The sequence below is a fragment of the Streptomyces sp. SLBN-118 genome (assembly GCF_006715635.1).
In the GTDB taxonomy this organism is placed as follows: Bacteria; Actinomycetota; Actinomycetes; order Streptomycetales; family Streptomycetaceae; genus Streptomyces.
Genome location: NZ_VFNP01000001.1, coordinates 783,123 through 801,676, shown reverse-complemented (window position 1 = coordinate 801,676; position 18,554 = coordinate 783,123). Strand labels below are relative to the sequence as shown.

The window sequence follows — 18,554 nt, the reverse complement described above, 5'->3', positions numbered from 1 at the left end:
CGGACGTTACCGTCCGGTCACTTTCTCTCGTAGGTCCCGATCCGTCCCCCGGCACGCCATGGTCCGACCCGCCGTGGCCCCTCGCAGGCCCTGCCCGGAACCCAAGGAGAGCCCGTGATCTCTCAGCCCGCCCGGCACGCCGACCGGGACCTTGTGATCGTGGTCAGCCCTTTCGAAGAGCCCAACGCCCGGATGGTCGCGGCCGCGGAGCGAGCCGGCGCGCTGGGCCTGCTCGACCTCGGCAGGGACCGTGAGGTGGCGTGTGGCGCCATGGCCGGGCTGCGGGGGCGCTACGGAGTCCGCGTACCGGCCCGGTGCCCGCTCGCCCCGGACGAACTGCCCGCCGCGGTGGACACCGTCCTGCTCGCCGAAGAGCACTGGCGCACCGGGACGGCCCAGTGGGCCGCGGACGGCGGACGCCGGGTGTGGGCCGAGGTGGTCAGCCCCGCCGAGGCCGCGGCCGCCGTCGCCGCCGGGGCGTTAGGCCTGGTGGCCAAGGGGCACGAGGCCGGCGGCCGGGTCGGCGAACTGACCACGTTCGTCCTGCTCCAACGTCTCCTGAGCGACGAGAAGTTGAGCATCCCGGTCTTCGCTGCCGGAGGTATCGGCCCCCACACGGCCGCCGCTGCCGTCACGGGTGGCGCCAGAGGAGTCGTACTCGACACCCAGCTCGCGCTGACCACGGAGGGCGCCGCCGGGCTGCCCGGCGACGTCGAGGCGGCCGTCCGCGCCATGGACGGCAGCGAAACCGCCGTCGTCCGTGGTCACCGGATCTACATCCGCCCCGATCTGGCGCCACCGCAGACGGACATCGCCGGACACCTCGGCGCCCGCGGACTGCGGACCCAGCCGCTGCCCATCGGCCAGGAAGGAGCCACCGCCGCCCGGCTCGCCGTGCGCCACCGCACGACCGGCTCGGTCGTCCAGGCCGTCCGGGCGGCCATCACCGGGCACCTGGAAGCGGCGGTACGTGCCCGTCCGCTCCGGCCGCGCCCCGGCGAGGGCCATCTGCCCGTGGCCCAGGGGCCCATGACGCGGGTCAGCGACCGGCCCGCCTTCGCCTCGGCGGTGGCGGACGGTGGCGGGCTGCCCTTTCTCGCCCTTGCCGTCATGGACGGACCCGATGTACGCGACCTGCTCACCCACACCGCGGAGCGCCTGGCAGGCCGGCCCTGGGGTGTCGGACTGCTCGGCTTCGCCCCCGAGGAGCTGCGCCGCGAACAACTCGCCGCCGTCGCCGAAGCACGGCCCCCGTACGCGATCATCGCGGGCGGGCGGCCGTCACAGGCCGCCCCCCTCGCAGCCGCCGGGACCCTGACCTATCTGCATGTGCCATCGCCGGGACTCCTGGAGCAGTTTCTGGCCGAAGGAGCGCGGCGCTTCGTCTTCGAGGGGCTCGAATGCGGGGGACACATCGGCCCGCGTGCCGCCTTCCCACTCTGGGAGGAGCAGATCGAGCGACTGCTCGCCTGTCCGTACGCCGGCGAACTCGACGTGTTCTTCGCCGGTGGCATCCACGACGAGCGATCCGCGGCGATGGCGATGGCCGCCGCAGCTCCACTCGCCGAGCGCGGGGCCCGCACCGGCCTCCTCATGGGCACCGCCTACCTGTTCACCGAGGAGGCCGTCGCCGCCGGAGCCGTACTCCCGGGCTTCCAGCGCACGGCGGTCGACTGCGAAGCCACCACACTGCTGCGTACGGCCCCGGGTCATGCCACCCGCTGCGCCACCACGCCGTACGCCGAAGTCTTCACCGCCACCGCGCAGCGGCTGCAACAGGACGGCGCGAGCCCGAACGAGGTGTGGGAGGAACTGGAGAAGCTCAACCTCGGCCGGCTGCGGATCGCCAGCAAGGGCCTGCGCCGCACGGCGACCGCACTCGTCCCGGTGGGCGAGGAAGAACAGCGCGGCGAAGGCCTCTACATGCTCGGCCAGATCGCCACCGCCCGCACCGCGACGACCACGGTCGCCGCCCTCCACACCCAGGTGACAGAAGGCGCCACCCAGTTGCTCGAAAGACGATGGGAGCAGCTGCGCCACGCGTCCCCGCACGAGGATCATGAGGCACCGCTCGACATCGCGATCGTCGGTATGGCCTGCCGCTATCCCGGCGCCGACGACCTCGCCGGCTACTGGGCAAACATCGTCGCCGGGACCGACTCCGTGACCGAGGTACCCGCCGACAGGTGGGACAGCGCCGCGCACTACGACCCGGACCCGGCGCGGGCGGGGGAGCGGACCCCGTCCCGCTGGGGCGGCTTCCTGTCACCCGCCCCTTTCGACGCGCTCGCCCACGGCATCGCCCCGGCCTCGCTCGGCAGCATCGAACCGGTGCAACTGCTCGCGCTCGACATCGCCGCCCGCGCCCTCGCCGACGCCGGATACGCGGGCGGGCGGCGCTTCGACCGCTCCCTCACCTCGGTCGTCTTCGGCGCGGAGGCGGGCACGGATCTCGCGGGCGCCTACGGCTTCCGTGCCCTGTACCCCGGCTATCTCGGCGAACTGCCTCCCGAACTGGACGAGCAGTTGCCCCGGCTGACGGAGGACTCGTTCCCCGGAGTCCTCGCGAACGTCATCGCCGGGCGGGTCGCGAACCGCCTCGACCTCGGGGGCGCCAACTGCACGATCGACGCCGCCTGTGCCTCCTCGCTCGCCGCTCTCGACCTGGCCTGCAAGCAACTGCGCCACGGGGAAAGCGACATGGTGCTGTGCGGCGGCGCCGACGTGCACAACAGCATCAACGACTACCTGATGTTCGCCTCCGTACGCGCCCTCTCACCCACCGGACGCTGCCGCCCCTTCGACGCGTCCGCCGACGGCATCGCGCTCGGCGAAGGCGTGGCCTGCCTCGTGCTCAAACGGCTGGCGGACGCGGAACGCGACGGCGATCGCATCCATGCCGTCGTCAAGGCCGTCGGCGCCTCCAGCGACGGACGCTCCCTCGGCCTCACCGCTCCGCGCCCCGAGGGGCAGCGGCGGGCTCTGGACCGCGCCTACCGGCTGGCCGGGATCGCGCCCCGTGAGATCGGCCTGGTCGAGGCCCACGGCACAGGCACCGTCGTCGGCGACAGCACCGAACTGGCCGTCCTCACCGAGGCCTTCGGCGACATCGAGCCGGGCCACTGCTCGCTCGGTTCGGTCAAGTCGCAGGTCGGCCACACGAAGTGCGCGGCGGGCCTGGCCGGACTCATCAAGGCGGCACGGGCCGTGCACCGCGGCGTACGGCCGCCGACGCTGCACCTGACCAGCCCCAACCCCGACTGGCAGCCCGACAGCAGCCCCTTCTGCTTCGACACCGAGGCCAGACCGTGGACCGCGCCCGCCGGACGCCGCATCGCGGCCGTGAGCGCCTTCGGATTCGGCGGGACCAACTACCATGCGGTGCTTGCCGGTTACGGGGAGGAGGACGAGCCCGCCCACGGCCTGGACGTCTGGCCCGCCGAGCTCTTCTGCTTCCGCGGCACCGACCGGGCCGCCGCTCTGAGGTCCGTCGACCGCCTCGCCGCCCGACTGGAGCAGAACGACACGGCGGGACGGCCGTGGCCCCTGCGCGACCTCGCCGCGGAGACCTCGTGCGGTGAGGGGACGATCCACGTCGCGGTCGTCGCCACCGGACTGGAGGATCTGGCCGGGAAGCTGGAGCGCGCCCAGGAGTTCGTCCCCGGCGACGGCGTTCATGTGCGCGACGAGGACCCAGATCCCGGCAAGACCGCATTCCTCTTCCCGGGGCAGGGCAGCCAGCGGCCAGGCATGCTCGGTGATCTGTTCATCGCCTTCCCCCGGCTTCGGGCTCTGCTGTACGACGAGGATCCGCGCCGGACCGCCGCCATGTTCCCGCCCGCCGCCTTCACTCCCGAGGGCCGGGCCGCGCAGCGCGCGGCCGTCACCGACACCCGGACCGCCCAGCCCGCACTCGGCCTCACCGGCGCCGCCGCACATCTGCTGCTCACGTCCCTCGGCGTACGTCCGGACTGCACCGCCGGACACTCCTACGGGGAACTGGTCGCACTCTGGGCCGCCGGCGCCTACGACACGGCGACCCTCATGCGGCTCAGCGAACGCCGGGCCGAGGCGATTCTGACCGCCGCCGGGGACGAGCCGGGAGCGATGGCCGCCGTGGCCTCGGCCCCGCAGGACCTGCCGGACCTGCCGCCCGGATGCGTCGTCGCCAACCACAACGCACCGGAACAGAGCGTCATCTCCGGCCCGACGGGAGCGGTCGACGCCGCGATCGGCGCACTGCGCGAGGCGGGCCTCCGGGCCGAACGCCTCCCGGTGGCCTGCGCCTTCCACAGCGAGGTCGTCGCCGGCGCCGCTCAGCAACTGGCCGAAGAGCTGGCCCGGGCCCGCGTCGCCGGGCCGGCGATCCCGGTCTGGTCGAACACCACCGCGAGCCCTTATCCGGCCGGTGCGGCAGCCGTTCGGGAGATGCTGGCACGCCAGGTCGCCGAGCCCGTGCGTTTCGCCGAACAGATCGAGGCCATGTACGCGGCAGGGGTGCGGACCTTCGTCGAAGCCGGGTCGGGCCGGGTGCTCACCGGTCTGCTCGGCCGCATCCTGGGCGACCGGCCCCACACCGCGGTTCCCCTCGACGTCGCGGGAGAGCACGGAGTGACCCGTCTGGTGACTGCGCTCGCCGAACTCGCCGCGGCGGGCGTCCCGTTCGACCCGGAACCGCTGTTCAGGGGCCGCACCGCACCACTGCCGGCCGAGGCGCCACGGCGCGCCGGATGGCTCGTGGACGGCCACCTCGTACGGACGGCGGACGGTGAGCCGGTTGCGGGCGGGCTGGTCCCGGCGCGCCGGGTGGCATCGGCTCCCGCTGCTGCTCCCGCCGGCCGACGGGAGGACGCCGTACTGGAGTATCTGCGAGGAGCACGGGAACTCGTCGCCGCCCAACGGGACGTCCTGCTCGGCTACTTGGGTGCCGAGGCCCCGCCGGACTCCCGCGCGCCGGTCCAGGTGGCGATGCCGGCACCAGCCCCACAGGTCCCCGCTCCGCAGCCGACCGCCGAGGAGACAGACGGCCGGCTCCTGACGCCGGACCAACTTCTCGACGCCGTACTGGAGATCGTCCACAAACGCACCGGCTACCCCAGGGAGATGCTCGACCCCGCACTGGACCTGGAGGCAGACCTCTCGGTGGACTCCATCAAGCGCGTCGAGATCATCGGGGCCCTTTCCGACCGGATCGGGCTCGCGCGCGGCGCGGACGGCCCGGCGGAGTCGGCCGTCGAGGAGTTGTCCCGGCTGAAGACCATCAGCGGCATCGTCGACTGGATCGTCGCCCGCCGCACGACAACGGAACCGGACACCGCGGCCCCCGCCTCTGCCGACGAGCCGTCCTGCGAACCGGTCCTACCGGCTCGGGTCTCCCGGCTTCTGGTCGAGGTCGTCCCGGTGGGACCGCCCGCCGGCCACGACCCCGCCGATGTACTGCCCGGCCTCCGGCTGGCCGTCGTCGACGACGGCCTCGGCGTCGCCGCCGCACTCGCCGCTGCGCTGGAGTCCCACGGCGCCGAGGTACGCACCCTTCACCCCGAGCGGCTCGCGGACGCGGCCGGTGCCGACGGCGTCGTCGACCTGAGCTCGCTGCGTCCCGCACCCGACCCCGTGCTTCCCGAGACCTTCGGCGCCCTGCGCCGGATCCTGACGGCGGGCCCCCGCCGGCTGCTGCTCGTCACCGGCCGCGGTGGCGCCTTCGGCAGGACCGCGCCCTCGCAGGTGGTGCCGGGCTCGGCGTCCGACCCTATCCCCGGCGCCGGCCTGTACGGGTTCGCCCGTACCGCGGCGATCGAGCACCCCGGCACCGCGGTGCGCGCCGTGGACGTGGACCCCAAGGACCGTCCCGAGCGGATCGCCGCCCATCTGATCGCCGAACTGTGCGCTCTCGAGGAGCCCGTGGCCATCGGCTACACCAACGGCACCCGCGCGACCCTTCGTACCGTCGCCGTCCCGCTCTTCGCCGGTGAACCGGAGCCACCGCTCCCGCTCGGCCGCGACGCGGTGGTACTGCTTACCGGCGGGGCCCGCGGTATCACCGCCCGTACCGCCGTCGCACTGGCCGAGGCCACCGGCTGCCACATCGAACTCATCGGCCGCACCCCGCTCCCCGACGACGCCGAGGACCCGTCCGTCGCCGACGCCCACGACCGGGTCGCCCTGCGCGCGGCCCTCGTCCGCCAAGGTCTGCGCACCCCGGCCGAGGTCGAGGCTGCCGCGACCCGTATCCTCGCCGCGCGCGAGATCCGTACCACCCTCGCCGACCTCACCGGCACGGCCGCCTCGGTGCGGTACCACGCGGCGGACGTCACCCATCCCGATGCCGTACGCGACGTGATCGGTGACATACGCGACCGTCACGGCCGCCTCGACGGCATCGTGCACGGCGCAGGAACCATCGAGGACAAGCTGTTGTGCGACAAGGACCCGGCGTCCTTCGCCCGGGTGTTCGCGACCAAGGTCGACGGCGCCCGTCATCTCCTCGCCGCCGCCGACGGCCCGTCGCCCTGCTTCCTCGTCCTCTTCGGCAGCGTCGCCGGTGTCTTCGGCAACCGCGGTCAGGCGGACTACGCGGCCGCCAACGAAGCCCTGGACACCCTGGCCGCCTCCTCCTGGTCGCAGCGCTTCCCGGGCCGGGTGCTCGCCGTCGACTGGGGCCCCTGGGCGGCCGAGGCGGGCGGCATGGTCACCCCCGAGCTGGAGCGGATGTACGCGAGCCGCGGCATCCCCCTCCTCGATCCGGCCGCGGGCACGGCCGCCCTCCTCGCCGAACTGGCCCACGGCACCACCGGCCAGGTCGTCCTCGTCGCACAGGACCCGGTGGAGTCCCGCCATGGCTGAGGAGCGTCGCGGTCCCGGGCCGACCGACGCCGCGATCATCGGCATGGGCGCCGTCTTCCCCGGAGCCGCCGACCTCGCCGCGTACAGGCGCAATCTCTTCGCGGGCACGGACGCCATCAGCGACGTACCGCCCGGCCGCTGGGACCCCGAGGTCTACTACGACCCCGACGGCACCGAAGGACCCGTCCGCAGCGACCACTTCTACTGCCGGCGCGGCGGCTTCATCGACGAGCTCACCGCCTTCGAGCCGACCCGTTTCGGCATCATGCCCGCCGCCGTGGCGGGCGCGGAGCCCGATCAGCTGCTCGCCCTGCGGGTCATCGCCGAGGCCGTGGCCGATGCCGGGGGCGAGGAACGGCTGCCCGCCGACCGGTCCCGAATCGGCGTCATCCTCGGACGTGGCGGCTTCATGGGCGTCGCGACCGCGCGCCTCGACCAGCGGGTGCGCACCGCCCACCAGCTCGCGGCGACACTGCGCGAACTCGCCCCCGAACTCGGCGAGAAGCGCATCACCGAGTTACGCGAAGCCTTCCAGGCCGGGCTGGGTCCCGAGCGGCCCGAGGCGTCCATCGGTCTCGTACCCAGCTTCACCGCCGCCAGGACCGCCAACCGTCTCGACTTCCGCGGCCCCGCGTACACCATCGACGCAGCCTGTGCCTCCTCGCTGCTCGCCGTCGAGCAGGGCGCCGGTCTGCTGGCCGGCGGCAGTTGTGACCTGGTGGTCGCCGGGGCCGTGCACCACTGTCATATCGCCACGCTCTGGAGCGTCTTCACCCAGCTCCGGGCGCTCAGCCCGAGTCAGTGCATCCGTCCTTTCGACCGCCGCGCCGACGGCACGCTGCTGTCGGAGGGCACCGGCGTCGTCCTGCTCAAGCGCCTGGCGGACGCCGAACGCGACGGCGACCGCGTCTATGCCGTCGTACGGGGGGCCGGCGTCGCCGGCGACGGCCGCGCCGCCAGCCTCATGAGCCCCCTGGTGGACGGCCAGGTGCGTGCCCTGCGCCAGGCATGGCAACGGGCGGGGCTCGATCCCCTCGCACCAGGGGCGCTCGGGCTGCTGGAGGCGCACGGCACCGGGACACCCATCGGCGACGAGGCCGAACTCACCACCCTGGCCAAGGTCTTCGGCCCGCGCACGCCCGGGGCGGAACCGGTCGCCATGGGGTCCGTGAAGTCGATGCTCGGCCACACGATGCAGGCCTCCGGAATGGCCGGGCTGATCAAGGCCGTACTCGCCGTGCACGACGGGACGCTGCCCCCGACTCTGCATCTCCAGGAGCCGCACGAGGGCTTCGCGGGCACGCGCATGCGCCCGGTGACGCAGGCGGAGCCGTGGCACCGCGGACGTCTGCCGCGACGGGCAGGTGTGAACGCCTTCGGTTTCGGAGGGATCAACGCGCATGTGGTGCTGGAAGAGGCGCCGGGGGCCCGCACCCCGGGCGGGCGGGCGGTGTCGGGCGCCGCCGCGCCCGCCGCTTGTATGACGCTGCTGGCAGGGGGCTCACCCGCGGAACTCGGCCGTCTTGTGGAGGCGCTGCCGGTCTTTGGACCACAGGGATTGCTGCCTGTGCCCGAAGGACCCTGTCGCCTCGCCGTGCTGGGACTGACACCCAAGCGCCGGGCTCTGGCAGCGGCGGTAGTCGCCCGCGGAAAGCCGTGGCGCGGGCGCGGCGGCGTGTGGTTCACGCCCAGCCCGCTGCTCGCGCGCGAGGGCCGGGTGGCATTCGTCTTCCCCGGCCTGGAACCGGACTTCACGCCGCACATCGATGATGTCGCCGACCGGTTCGGGCTTCCCCGGCCCGCGCTGACCGACGGGAGAACGCTGGTGGAACGGGCGCTGGACGCCATCGCCGTCGGCCGCCTCTTCGCCCGGGTGCTGCCCGAACTGGACATCCAGGCCGACCTGTTCGCCGGGCACAGCCTCGGCGAGTGGACGGCCATGGTCGTCGCCGGGATGTATCCGCAGCAGGCAGTCGACACCTTCCTTGGCTCGCTGCGGCCGGGCGATCTCGACGTCCCCGATCTGGTGTACGCGGCGCTGGGCTGCGGGGCGCGGCAGGCGGCCGCCGCCCTGCACGGGCTGAGCGGTGTAGCCGTCAGCCACGACAACTGCCCCCACCAGTCGGTGCTGTGCGGCGAGCCGCGCCCCGTGTCGGAGGCGCTGGGCCGACTGGCCGCTCAGGGCGTACTCACCCAGGAGCTGCCCTTCCGGTCGGGCTTCCATACGCCCATGTGGGCGCCGTACCTCGACCAGGTGCGCGGCGCGTTCGCCGCACTGCCGCTGCGGCCACCGACCGTGCCGGTCTGGTCGGCGACCACGGTGGCCGCCTATCCGGGCGCCGAGGACGACGTGCGGGACGTGGTGCTCCGCCATCTGCTGGAGCCGGTGCGTTTCAGGGAGTTGACGACACGGCTGTACGGGGAGGGAGTGCGCGCCTTCGTGCAAATGGGACCGGGCAGCCTTCCCGGCTTCGTGGCGGACACCCTGCACGGCCGGGACCACCTCGCCCTCTCCGCGGGCGCGGTGCGCGGCGTGAGCGGTGTCGAGCAACTGCGCCGCCTGGCCGCTGCGTTGTGGACGGAGGGGCTGAACCCCCGCTGGGACCGGCTGGCGACGAGCGAGCCGGACAGTCCGGCACAACCGGCGGCGACGGGCGTCCGGCTCGACCTCGGCTCACCGCTGGTGAGCCTGGGCGCCGCCGCGCCCTCGCTCCGTCCGGCCGACCCTCCCCGGATCTCCGGCACGGACCCCGCGGGAGTGCTGTCGGCCCTCGATGCGGTAGCCGGCGAGACGCAGGACGCGGTGCGTGCCGTCACCGACGCCTGGCGTGCGAAAAGCGTCCGGCCGGCCGAAGTCGCACCGTGCACCTTCCGGCGACGGCTCTCCCTCGGCACCATGCCGTACGTCCGCGACCACTGCGTCTATCTCCAGCCCGACCCCTGGCCCGAGCCGTCGGACCGCTTCCCCGTCGTCCCCATGACGACCCTGCTGGAACTGGCCGCCGATGCCGCACGCACCGCGGTTCCCGGACGGGTGGTGACCGGTTTCGAGGACGTACGAGCCCTGCGCTGGCTGCCCGTCGATCCGCCCGTCGACGCCGAGTTCACCGTGACCCCCGGCACCGGGGCAGGCCGGGTACGGGTGGAGATCGGCGGCTGCGCGAGTGTCATCGTCGTACTCGCCGACCGCCACGCCGCGCCGCCCGCCCCCGATCTCTCGACGCTGACCCGCGCATCGATGCCTCCCGTCAGCGCCCGGGCCCTCTACCGCGACCGGTGGATGTTCCACGGTCCGGCTTTCGCCGGGGTCCACGAGGTGACCGCCGTCGCCGACGACGGCATCCGCGGGGTGCTGCGGGCGCTGCCCGCCCCGGGCGCGCTGCTGGACGCCGCGGGACAACTGCTCGGCCACTGGATGCAGGTGAGACTGACCGCCGACCGGCTGGTCTTCCCCGCCTCGCTGGAGCGGGTGAGCCTGTACGGGCCCGCACCGCGCGACGGAGCGCTCCTGCGCGCCGTCGCCCGTATCCGGTCTGTTCGGCCCGACTCCGTCCTGGGCGATGTGGAACTCACAGCCGGAGACGGAACGGTGTGGGCCCGGCTCGAAGGTTGGACGTACCGGCGCTTCGCCGCCGACGAGCGGGTGTGGCCGATGAAGTTCACCCCGGAGATCTGCGCGATCGGCGAGCCGCAGCCCGGCGGCTGGTGCCTGGCCCGGCGGCGGTGGACCGACCCCGCATCCCAGGAGCTGGTGATGCGGCGCTATCTGGGCGCCGCCGAGCGTGCCGCGTACGAGCAACGCCCGCCGCGCGCCCGCGCGCCCTGGTTGCTCGGGCGGATCGCCGCCAAGGACGCCGTACGCCAGCTTCTGTGGGACGCCGGCGCGGGGCCCCTCTTCCCGGTGGAGGTGCAGGTGGGCAACGACGCGTCGGGTCGTCCCCGCGCCGAGGGTCCGCTCGCCGCCGGACTGCAACTCTCACTCGCGCACAAGGACCGGCTGGCGGTCGCGTACGCCCATCCCTCGCAAGCCGTAGGGATCGACATCGAGACCGTCACCGATGACCCGGAGGCACTGAGCCGCATCGCGCTCACCCCCGACGAGCGGGAACTCGCCGCGCAGTTCGCCGCACGGGAAGGGTGCGGCCGGGCGCAGGCGCTCACCGCGCTGTGGTGCGCCAAGGAGGCCGCGGCCAAGGCCGAGGGCACCGGCCTGGGCGGCCGCCTGCGGCAGTGGACCGTCACCGACGGACCCAGCGGGCTGCGGGTGCTCTCTCCCGAGGACCGCAGCCACGCCGTACGGATCAGCACCGTCGATGATCTGCCCGGCCAGGACAGCTGCCCCGCAACCCATGTTGTCGCCCGGACCCTACCCCCCACCCCCGACCCCGCCGGAGGCCGGCCATGACATCCGACCCCATCGCCGAACAGATACTCGCCGAGATCACCGCCATGCTCGTCGAGACCGTCGGCGACGAGTTCCTCCTCGCCGACGAGGTCACGCCGGACACCACCTTCAACGAGGACCTGGCGCTGGAGAGCATCGAGTTCGTCGCCCTCGCCGAACTGCTCCACCAGCGCTACGGGGCAGCCGTGGACCTGATCGCCTTCCTGGCCGAGAAGGACATGGAGGAGATCCTGGCGATGACGGTCGGCGACCTCGTCTCACACATCGCCGGGACACCCGCCCCGGCCTGCGCCACGGCCGCCGCTCCGACTGTCGCCGGGGCTCCTGCTCCGGCCCCGGCCGGCTGAGCGCCATGGCCGAGATCATCGCCAACTCCCTCCGCTTCCACGTCCAGCGGCTGCCCAGGGCGGACACGGGAGGTGAGGCGGGAGCAAGGGTCGTCTTCCTCCACGGCCTGGTCGTCGACAACCTCTCCAGCTTCTACTGCACGCTCGCCGTCCCGGCCGCCCGGGCCGGTCACGATGTCGTCCTGTACGACCTGCGCGGCCACGGCCGCACCGAGCGTCCCGCCAGCGGATACGACACCGCCACCGCTGTGCGTGACCTGACCGCCCTGCTCGGGGCCCTCGGTCTCGACGAGCACCCCGTCCATCTCGTCGGCAACAGCTTCGGCGGAACCCTCGCACTGCACACCGCACTCGCGCGCCCCGATCTCGTCGCCGGACTCATCCTGATCGAGGCCCCGCTGAGCGGTCCCTGGATCGAGAACATGCTCGACACACTGTCCGTCGCCGCCCTCGACCTCGAAGGCAGCCAGGTACCGCGGGAACTCGCCTCGCTCGGAGCGCGCAAGGCCGCCCGGCTGACTGCCACGGCCGACGAACTTCTCAACCGCACCACCCTGATCGACGACATCGCGGCGGGGCGGCCATTCGCCGCCCGGGACTTCGCCCGGGTGCGCTGCCCGGTGCTCGCCGTCTGCGGAGAGCACTCAGAACTCGCCGCCGGTGCCCGGGAGTTGGCCCGCCACGCGCCCGACTGCACCGTCCGAGTCGTGCCGGGCCTGGGCCACGACGTACTTCAGGGCGGTACCGCCGAGTTGCAGCGGGCCGTACTGGACCGGCTGGCAGAGGCCGTTCGGCGGCAGCCCGAGGCGGTGACGGTATGAAAGTGCTGTTTGTCGTCCCGCCACTGGCCGGACACGTCAACCCCACGGTCGCCGTAGCCGCCGAACTCACCGCGCGAGGACACGAGATCGCATGGACCGGCCCCGCCGAAGTCCTGCCCGGACTCCTGCCGGCCCGTGCCACCCTCATCCCCTCCGGCGAGCCCACCGGCCCCGGCGGCTACGGCGCGCTGCACGGCCGCTGGCGCGACCTGCGCGGTGCCGCCGCACTGCGCTTCCTGTGGGACGAGGCACTCATCCCGCTCGCCCACGGGATGCTGCCCGGTGTCGAGGCCGCCGTCGACGCCTACGCCCCCGATGTGCTCGTCGCCGACCAGCAGGCTCTTGCCGGGGCGGTGGTCGCCCGACGGCGACGGCTGCCGTGGGTGACATCCGCGACGACCACGGCAGAATTCACCCGGCCCTTCGCGGGTTTCCCCAAGGTGGGGGAGTGGGTGAAGGAACGGATCAACGGATTCCTCGCCGCCTGCGGCGCGCCCGGCGGCTGGGACCCGCGCTTCTCCGACCAGTTGGTCCTGGTCTTCTCCACCCCTGAACTCGTCGGCGCGGACGAGGCGTGGCCCGAGCGGTACGCATTCACCGGTCCCGCACTGGGCGCCCGTCCGTCGGACGGCTCGTCGTTCCCCTGGCGGCGGCTGGATCCCGTACGCCGCCGGGTGCTGGTGTCCCTCGGCACGCTCAACCGAGAGGCCGGCGGCCGCTTCTACGCCGCCGTCCTGCGGGCCGCCGAACGCCTGGCCGACCAGATGCAGCTGATCGTGGCCGCGCCCGCCGACCTCGTCGGCGAGGTCCGTGAGGACCATGTCCTGCTTCAGGAGTACGTCCCTCAACTCGCGCTGCTGCCGCACCTCGACGCCGTGGTCTGCCACGGCGGGCACAACACCGTCTGCGAGGCGCTGGCCCACGGGCTGCCCCTGGTCGTCGCGCCGGTCCGCGACGACCAGCCGATCGTCGCCCAGCAGGTGGCATCGTCCGGGGCCGGAATCCGGGTGCGCTTCGGCCGCCCCCGGGCGGACGAGGTCCACACCGCTCTGAGCGCCGTTCTCGACGACCCGAACCACCGGCGGGCCGCCCGCCGTGTCCAGGCATCCTTCGCGGCGGCCGGGGGAGCCGCTGCCGCGGCCGACAGGTTGGAGAAGCTGCTATGACACAGCCCCGCAATCGGACGCGTGCCCGGACGCGCCGCGTCCCGTGGACCGCGCTCGCCGCCCTGGCCGGGCTCACCGCGGGCACGGTGCGCGCCCGCCGACGGCTGGCCGCCGTAGCCGTGCTGGATCCGGCCGCCCCCGTGGACGGCGTGTCCCTGGACGGCTGGCAGTTGATCACCGCCAAGGGCGTCGAGGTCGACAAGGCCACCCTGAGCGCCGCCGTCGACTACGCGGAACGCACCGGCCTGAAGCTCCTCGACCTGCTCCCGGACAGTCTCGACACGGAACGTGCGCTCGGCCTGCTGCGCGATCTCGAACTGAAGGACTCCCGCTTCGGCCGCACCGGCAAGGTGCGCGGCGCGGGACACGCCGTACTGGTCGCCGAAGACGTACGGGGCCGGTCGGAGGCCGAAGTGGAGGACGGCCTCGACACGGCGGAACTGCACACCCTGCTCAGCCGTTTGAAGCAGTACGCAACCGCCGAGACCGGCATCGCCGTCGCCCCCGGAGTGACCGCCCCCTCGCCGTCAGGTCTCGCCGGGCGAGCCGCGGAGCTGCGCGCCGTGGGAGTGCCCCCGCGCCTGGTCGCCGCAGCTCAAGTGGCGGGCCTGGCACTGCTCGTACGCGCGGCAGTCAAGGACCGCCGCTGGGGCGCCGCGGCCCTCGCTCTCTACTGGCTGCAGCCCGCCCTGGTCCTCGGCGGCGGCGGGCGCGGCCCGCTGCGCCCGGCCGACCTGCCGCGCCTTACGGCCGCGCGCCCGCTGCACTCTCTCGCAGCGGCGCTGCGCACCGTCGCGAGCGACGACCCGGGCCGCGCCGAGTCACTGGCCGAGTTCGCAGCCCTGCGGCCCGGCTACACCGCCGACCTCAAGGACGGCAGCGAGCGGTTCCTCGAACCGCGCCGCCCCGACTGCCCCTGGTGCGGCTCGGCGGAGCTGACGGTACGCACCCACATGCCCGATCTCTACCAGGGCAAGCCGGGCCACTTCACCCTCGAAGAGTGCGGCGCCTGCGGACACGTCTTCCAGAACCCGCGCCTCACCCTCGACGGCCTGGACTTCTACTACCGCGATTTCTACGACGGCCTCGGAGTCGGCGGCGCGGCCCATGTGTTCGGCACGATGGGCAGCTCGTACCGTGGCCGCGCGGAGATGCTGAAGCCGTTCGGGAAACCCGCCGCCTGGCTCGATGTGGGCACCGGGCACGGCCACTTCTGCGACAGCGCGCGCGAGATCTGGCCCGACACCCGCTTCGACGGACTGGACATGGCGGACGCCGTGCGCGAGGCGGAGGCCCGCGGCTGGGTGGGCACCGCCCACTACGGCCAGTTCCCCGAGCTCGCCCCCGAACTCGTGCACCGCTACGACACCGTCAGCATGTACCACTATCTGGAGCACACCCGGGACCCGCTCGCCGAGCTGGATGCCGCTGCCAAGGTGCTGCCGCCCGGCGGGCATCTGCTCATCGAACTGCCCGACCCCGAGTCACGGCTCTCCCGGCTGCTCGGCCCCTACTGGGTGCCCTTCTTCCAGCCCCAGCATCAGCACCTCATGCCGATCGCCAACCTCCGCGCCGCACTCGCGGACCGCGGCTTCACGGTCCTGGCCGAGGAGCACGGCGCCGCCCACCAGGCCTGCGACTTCGTCGGTGCGGTGCTGCTCACGGCGAACCGGCTCGCGCCCAATCCGTACGCACCGTGGGGACCGGGCCGAACCACCGTCCCACGAAGGGCCTTCCGCACCGCCGTCCAGACCGCCGCGCTGCCGTGCTACGCCGTCGCCGCGGTCCTGGACAGGCTGCGGGCGGCCGCCGCCCGCGCCACCGACGGGGGCAACGCCTACCGACTGATCGCCCGCAAAGGCGCGTAGGCATGCCGGACCTCGCCCGCCGCCACACCGCCGACCCGCTCTTCCGGCTGGTCGCCTACGCCCTCGAATCGGCACACGACCGGCCCCCGGCGACGGTGTGGAGCGCCCCGCACGCCTTCCATCTCGGCTCGCCGCACCTGGTCGCGGCCGCGGGCTGGCCGGTCGCTGCCGCCGCGGCACCCCGTGACGACGGCCTCGCACGGCTCAGTTCGCTCGCCCACCCCGCGCACAGCTGCGAACTCCCGCTCACCGGCCCGCCATCGCCCCACCCCGACTGGGCCGCCCGCACCTACGCCCTCCTGCGGACCATGGCCCGGGTCGGATACGGCCGGGGCGGCATCGACCTGCACATCCACTCCACGCTGACCCCCGCGACCGGTCTGTCGAGCGCCGAGCCACTGGAGTGTGCCGTCGGCCTCGCGGTCGCCGATCTGTACGCGGGGCGGGCGAGACCACCGCGTGGAAGGCTCGCCGCCCTGGCCCGGGCAGCGGCACCCGGCGGTGACCAGGCGCTGCGCGAGGCCGTACTCTTCGCCCGCCCCGGCAGGGCCCTGCTGCTCGGCGACGGCGGTCGGCGTCAGGTCCGTTTCGACCCGGACGAGCACGGTGCGCGGCTGACCCTGCTGGTGACCCGTGGCGAAGGGCGCGGCCCGGGTGACATCAGGGACGCCGTGGCGATCGCGCGGCGTGCGGGTGCGACGGCCGCCTGGTGGCCCGGACACGGGCCCGGGCGCAGCGCTCTGGTCCTGCTGCCGAAAGACCTGCTGGCACAGATCCGTACCACCGTGACCGAGGAGTTCCGCTCCGGCGGACGACGCGTGCCTCGCTTCGTGAACATCACCGTGGCGGGCGCCGCCCGACGCGAGGAGTGAGAGGAAGAGGAGGAACACCTCAATGAAACCTGAAGAGTTGCCGTGCCCGACCCCGACCCGAAAACCGGTGGCCGACAGCGGCCGGTCCGTCAGAAGGTGGCGAGCGGCCGCCGCCGGGATCTTCAGCACACTGTGTCTGGTGGTCACCCTCGGCGCGGCCGACTCCGGCGCTGCCGAGCACCGGGCTGCCGCCGCGCTCCGCACGTATGACCACGTGGTCGTCGTCGTCTTCGAGAACAAGCAGTACGGCGAGATCATCGGAAGCCCGGCGCCACACAGGGCATCACCGGGGACGGCTGCTACACGCCCCAGTCGATGAGTGCGGCCAACCTGGGACAGGAACTGATCGCGGCGGGGAAGACCTTCGCGACATACAACGAGGATCTGCCGAGCGAGGGTTCCACCGCCTGCACCAACGGGCAGTACGCGCAGAAGCACAACCCCTGGTTCGCCTTCAAGAACGTGCCACTGGCCGGCGGCAAGACCTGGGCGCAGTTCCCCACCATCCCGGGGCGTCACGTTCGCGGCCGACGACAACCGCTTCTACGCCACCCTCGCCACCGGCGGCCGCACCTTCCTCGTGGAGGGCGACCTGGTCCGGCGCACCCTGCGCACGCTGCGTGAGAACGTCGAGTGCCCCTCCCTCTCCCCGGACGGCACCCGCATCGCCTTCAAGAAGCGCGTCGCGGGCGCCGGCACCGACACGCCGTGGCGGCTGTACGTCCTGGACCTTCGCACCGGCGGGGCGACGGCGCTCGCCGAACCGAGAAGCGTCGACGACCAGGCGCTGTGGCTGGACAGCCGCACCCTGCTCTACGCGCTGCCGGGGGACTTCGGCGCGGATCTCTGGTCGGTCCCGGCGGACGGGAGCGGGGCGGCACGCATGGTCGTGAGGTCGGCAACGTCGCCGGCGGTGGTCCGGTAGGGGTACGCCTGCGGCACCTTCAGCCCGTCCGGTGTGTGAAGGCGTCCTGCGCCTCCGCCCGCGACGTGTCCGGCAGCAGCACAACGCACCCCAGGCTCACCCCGCACAGCACCAGCAGATACACCGCCACAGCCCACGGCGTCCCCTCCACCCCCGACGACAGCCGCGTCGCCACCAGTGGTGTCACCGCGCCGCCCAGCACCGCGCCGATGTTGTAGGCGAAAGCCGTGCCCGTACAGCGCAGTTGGGGCTCGAACAGTTCGGGAATGTACGCGCCCTGCACCCCCAGCATCGTGATCACGGCGAGCAGAACCATCGACGTTCCGGCGAGGATCGGCCCCACCCGCCCGGTCTGCAGCATCGCCAGGTAGGGCACGACGGCCAGCGCCATCGCTCCGCACCCGAGCAGGCTGAGCCTGCGACGGCCGTAGCGGTCGCCGAGCATGGCCACGAGCGGCGTGGCGACACCCATCACCCCCATCGCCCCCATCAGGCAGAACAGCATGACGGTCGGGTCCAAGCCCAGCCGTTTGGTGGCCTGGGACAGCGCCCAGGTCGTGGCCGCGTAGTTGACGGCGTACGCGGCCGTGACCGCACCGGCCACCAGCAGCACCCGCCGCCAGTGGTGGCGCATCAGCCGGGCCAGGGGCGCGCGCACCAGGGTGCGGCGGGCAGTGAGTTCGAGAAAGGTCGGCGTCTCGTCGACCTTGGAGCGCAGGATGTAACCGGCGAGAGTCAGCACGCCCGCGCAGAGGAAGGGCACGCGCCAGCCCCACGTACGGAACTGCTCGTCCGTGAGCGTCGCGGTCATGGCCAGCATGATGCCGTTGGCGAGCACGAATCCGGCGGTGGGTCCGGTCTGCGGGAACCCTGCCCACAGGCCGCGCCGTCCGGGCGGGGCGTGTTCGGAGGTGAGCAGTACGGCCGCGCTCCACTCACCGCCCACGCCCAGTCCCTGGACGATGCGCATGAGGGTCAGCAGGAGTGGGGCGGCGACCCCGAGGCTCCCGTACCCGGGCAGGAGTCCGATGGACACGGTCGCAAGTCCGGTGGCGAGAACGGAGATCAGCAGGACTGTGCGGCGTCCGTGCCGGTCGCCGATGTGTCCCAAGAGCAGCGAGCCCACCGGGCGGGCGATGAAACCGGTGGCGAAGGTGGCGAACGCGGCAAGGGTGCCCGCGGTGCTGGAGAAGTTCGGGAAGTAGACCGGCCCGAAGACGAGGGCCGCGGCGCTCCCGTAGATGAAGAAGTCGTAGTACTCGATGACGGTGCCGATCGAACCGGCCGCGGCGACACGCGCCATCGAC

Annotated in this window: 10 protein-coding genes and 1 pseudogene; 10 read left to right on the top strand and 1 reads right to left on the bottom strand. The window is 73.1% G+C overall.

Features of this window, described 5'->3' with window-relative positions:
* The first annotated feature begins 192 nt into the window (after nucleotides 1–192).
* The 10 genes and pseudogenes from FBY35_RS03715 to FBY35_RS03675 all read left to right on the top strand — a co-directional run.
* Nucleotides 193–6,843, top strand: a complete 6,651-nt coding sequence (locus tag FBY35_RS03715; protein WP_142214880.1) for a type I polyketide synthase — start codon at nucleotides 193–195, stop codon at nucleotides 6,841–6,843.
* Complete coding sequence (locus FBY35_RS03710; RefSeq protein ID WP_142212397.1) at nucleotides 6,836–11,248, top strand: beta-ketoacyl synthase N-terminal-like domain-containing protein; 4,413 nt, start codon at nucleotides 6,836–6,838, stop codon at nucleotides 11,246–11,248. Before FBY35_RS03715 ends, FBY35_RS03710 begins: the two co-directional genes overlap by 8 nt.
* On the top strand, nucleotides 11,245–11,595 hold the full coding sequence (locus FBY35_RS03705) for a phosphopantetheine-binding protein (RefSeq protein WP_186356851.1): 351 nt from the start codon (nucleotides 11,245–11,247) through the stop codon (nucleotides 11,593–11,595). Before FBY35_RS03710 ends, FBY35_RS03705 begins: the two co-directional genes overlap by 4 nt.
* A gap of 5 nt (nucleotides 11,596–11,600) precedes the next feature.
* The gene (locus FBY35_RS03700) at nucleotides 11,601–12,416 is read left to right on the top strand and encodes an alpha/beta fold hydrolase (protein WP_142212396.1); all 816 of its coding nucleotides are present in this window, start codon (nucleotides 11,601–11,603) and stop codon (nucleotides 12,414–12,416) included.
* The gene (locus FBY35_RS03695; protein ID WP_186356850.1) at nucleotides 12,413–13,582 is read left to right on the top strand and encodes a glycosyltransferase; all 1,170 of its coding nucleotides are present in this window, start codon (nucleotides 12,413–12,415) and stop codon (nucleotides 13,580–13,582) included. The genes FBY35_RS03700 and FBY35_RS03695 overlap by 4 nt, the downstream gene beginning before the upstream one ends.
* A complete protein-coding gene (locus tag FBY35_RS03690; RefSeq protein ID WP_260848498.1) occupies nucleotides 13,579–15,450 on the top strand; it encodes a class I SAM-dependent methyltransferase in 1,872 nt (623 codons plus the stop codon). Before FBY35_RS03695 ends, FBY35_RS03690 begins: the two co-directional genes overlap by 4 nt.
* A gap of 2 nt (nucleotides 15,451–15,452) precedes the next feature.
* Entirely contained in the window at nucleotides 15,453–16,322 is an 870-nt protein-coding gene (locus FBY35_RS03685; RefSeq protein WP_142212395.1) for a galactokinase, read from the top strand.
* 139 nt (nucleotides 16,323–16,461) lie between these two features.
* Nucleotides 16,462–16,641, top strand: coding sequence for a hypothetical protein (locus tag FBY35_RS37920; protein ID WP_399208223.1), 180 nt, complete (start codon nucleotides 16,462–16,464; stop codon nucleotides 16,639–16,641).
* Entirely contained in the window at nucleotides 16,638–16,946 is a 309-nt protein-coding gene (locus tag FBY35_RS37915; protein WP_399208222.1) for a hypothetical protein, read from the top strand. The genes FBY35_RS37920 and FBY35_RS37915 overlap by 4 nt, the downstream gene beginning before the upstream one ends.
* Nucleotides 16,834–17,247: pseudogene (locus FBY35_RS03675) on the top strand (TolB family protein); the annotation flags it as partial. The gene FBY35_RS37915 and the pseudogene FBY35_RS03675, both read left to right, overlap by 113 nt.
* 19 nt (nucleotides 17,248–17,266) lie before the next feature.
* Here the strand turns inward: FBY35_RS03675 and FBY35_RS03670 are convergent.
* Nucleotides 17,267–18,550 carry an MFS transporter gene (locus FBY35_RS03670; protein WP_142214876.1) on the bottom strand — a complete coding sequence of 428 codons (1,284 nt, stop codon included), beginning with the start codon at nucleotides 18,548–18,550 and terminating at the stop codon, nucleotides 17,267–17,269.
* Nucleotides 18,551–18,554: the final 4 nt, after the last annotated feature.

Bases quoted from the DNA above. Each gene is read 5' to 3' on its own strand.
- FBY35_RS03715 (WP_142214880.1), top strand. From the start codon at position 193: ATGGTCGCGGCCGCGGAGCGAGCCGGCGCGCTGGGCCTGCTCGACCTC.
- FBY35_RS03710 (WP_142212397.1), top strand. From the start codon at position 6,836: ATGGCTGAGGAGCGTCGCGGTCCCGGGCCGACCGACGCCGCGATCATC.
- FBY35_RS03705 (WP_186356851.1), top strand. From the start codon at position 11,245: ATGACATCCGACCCCATCGCCGAACAGATACTCGCCGAGATCACCGCC.
- FBY35_RS03700 (WP_142212396.1), top strand. From the start codon at position 11,601: ATGGCCGAGATCATCGCCAACTCCCTCCGCTTCCACGTCCAGCGGCTG.
- FBY35_RS03695 (WP_186356850.1), top strand. From the start codon at position 12,413: ATGAAAGTGCTGTTTGTCGTCCCGCCACTGGCCGGACACGTCAACCCC.
- FBY35_RS03690 (WP_260848498.1), top strand. From the start codon at position 13,579: ATGACACAGCCCCGCAATCGGACGCGTGCCCGGACGCGCCGCGTCCCG.
- FBY35_RS03685 (WP_142212395.1), top strand. From the start codon at position 15,453: ATGCCGGACCTCGCCCGCCGCCACACCGCCGACCCGCTCTTCCGGCTG.
- FBY35_RS37915 (WP_399208222.1), top strand. From the start codon at position 16,638: ATGAGTGCGGCCAACCTGGGACAGGAACTGATCGCGGCGGGGAAGACC.
- FBY35_RS03670 (WP_142214876.1), bottom strand. From the start codon at position 18,550: ATGGCGCGTGTCGCCGCGGCCGGTTCGATCGGCACCGTCATCGAGTAC.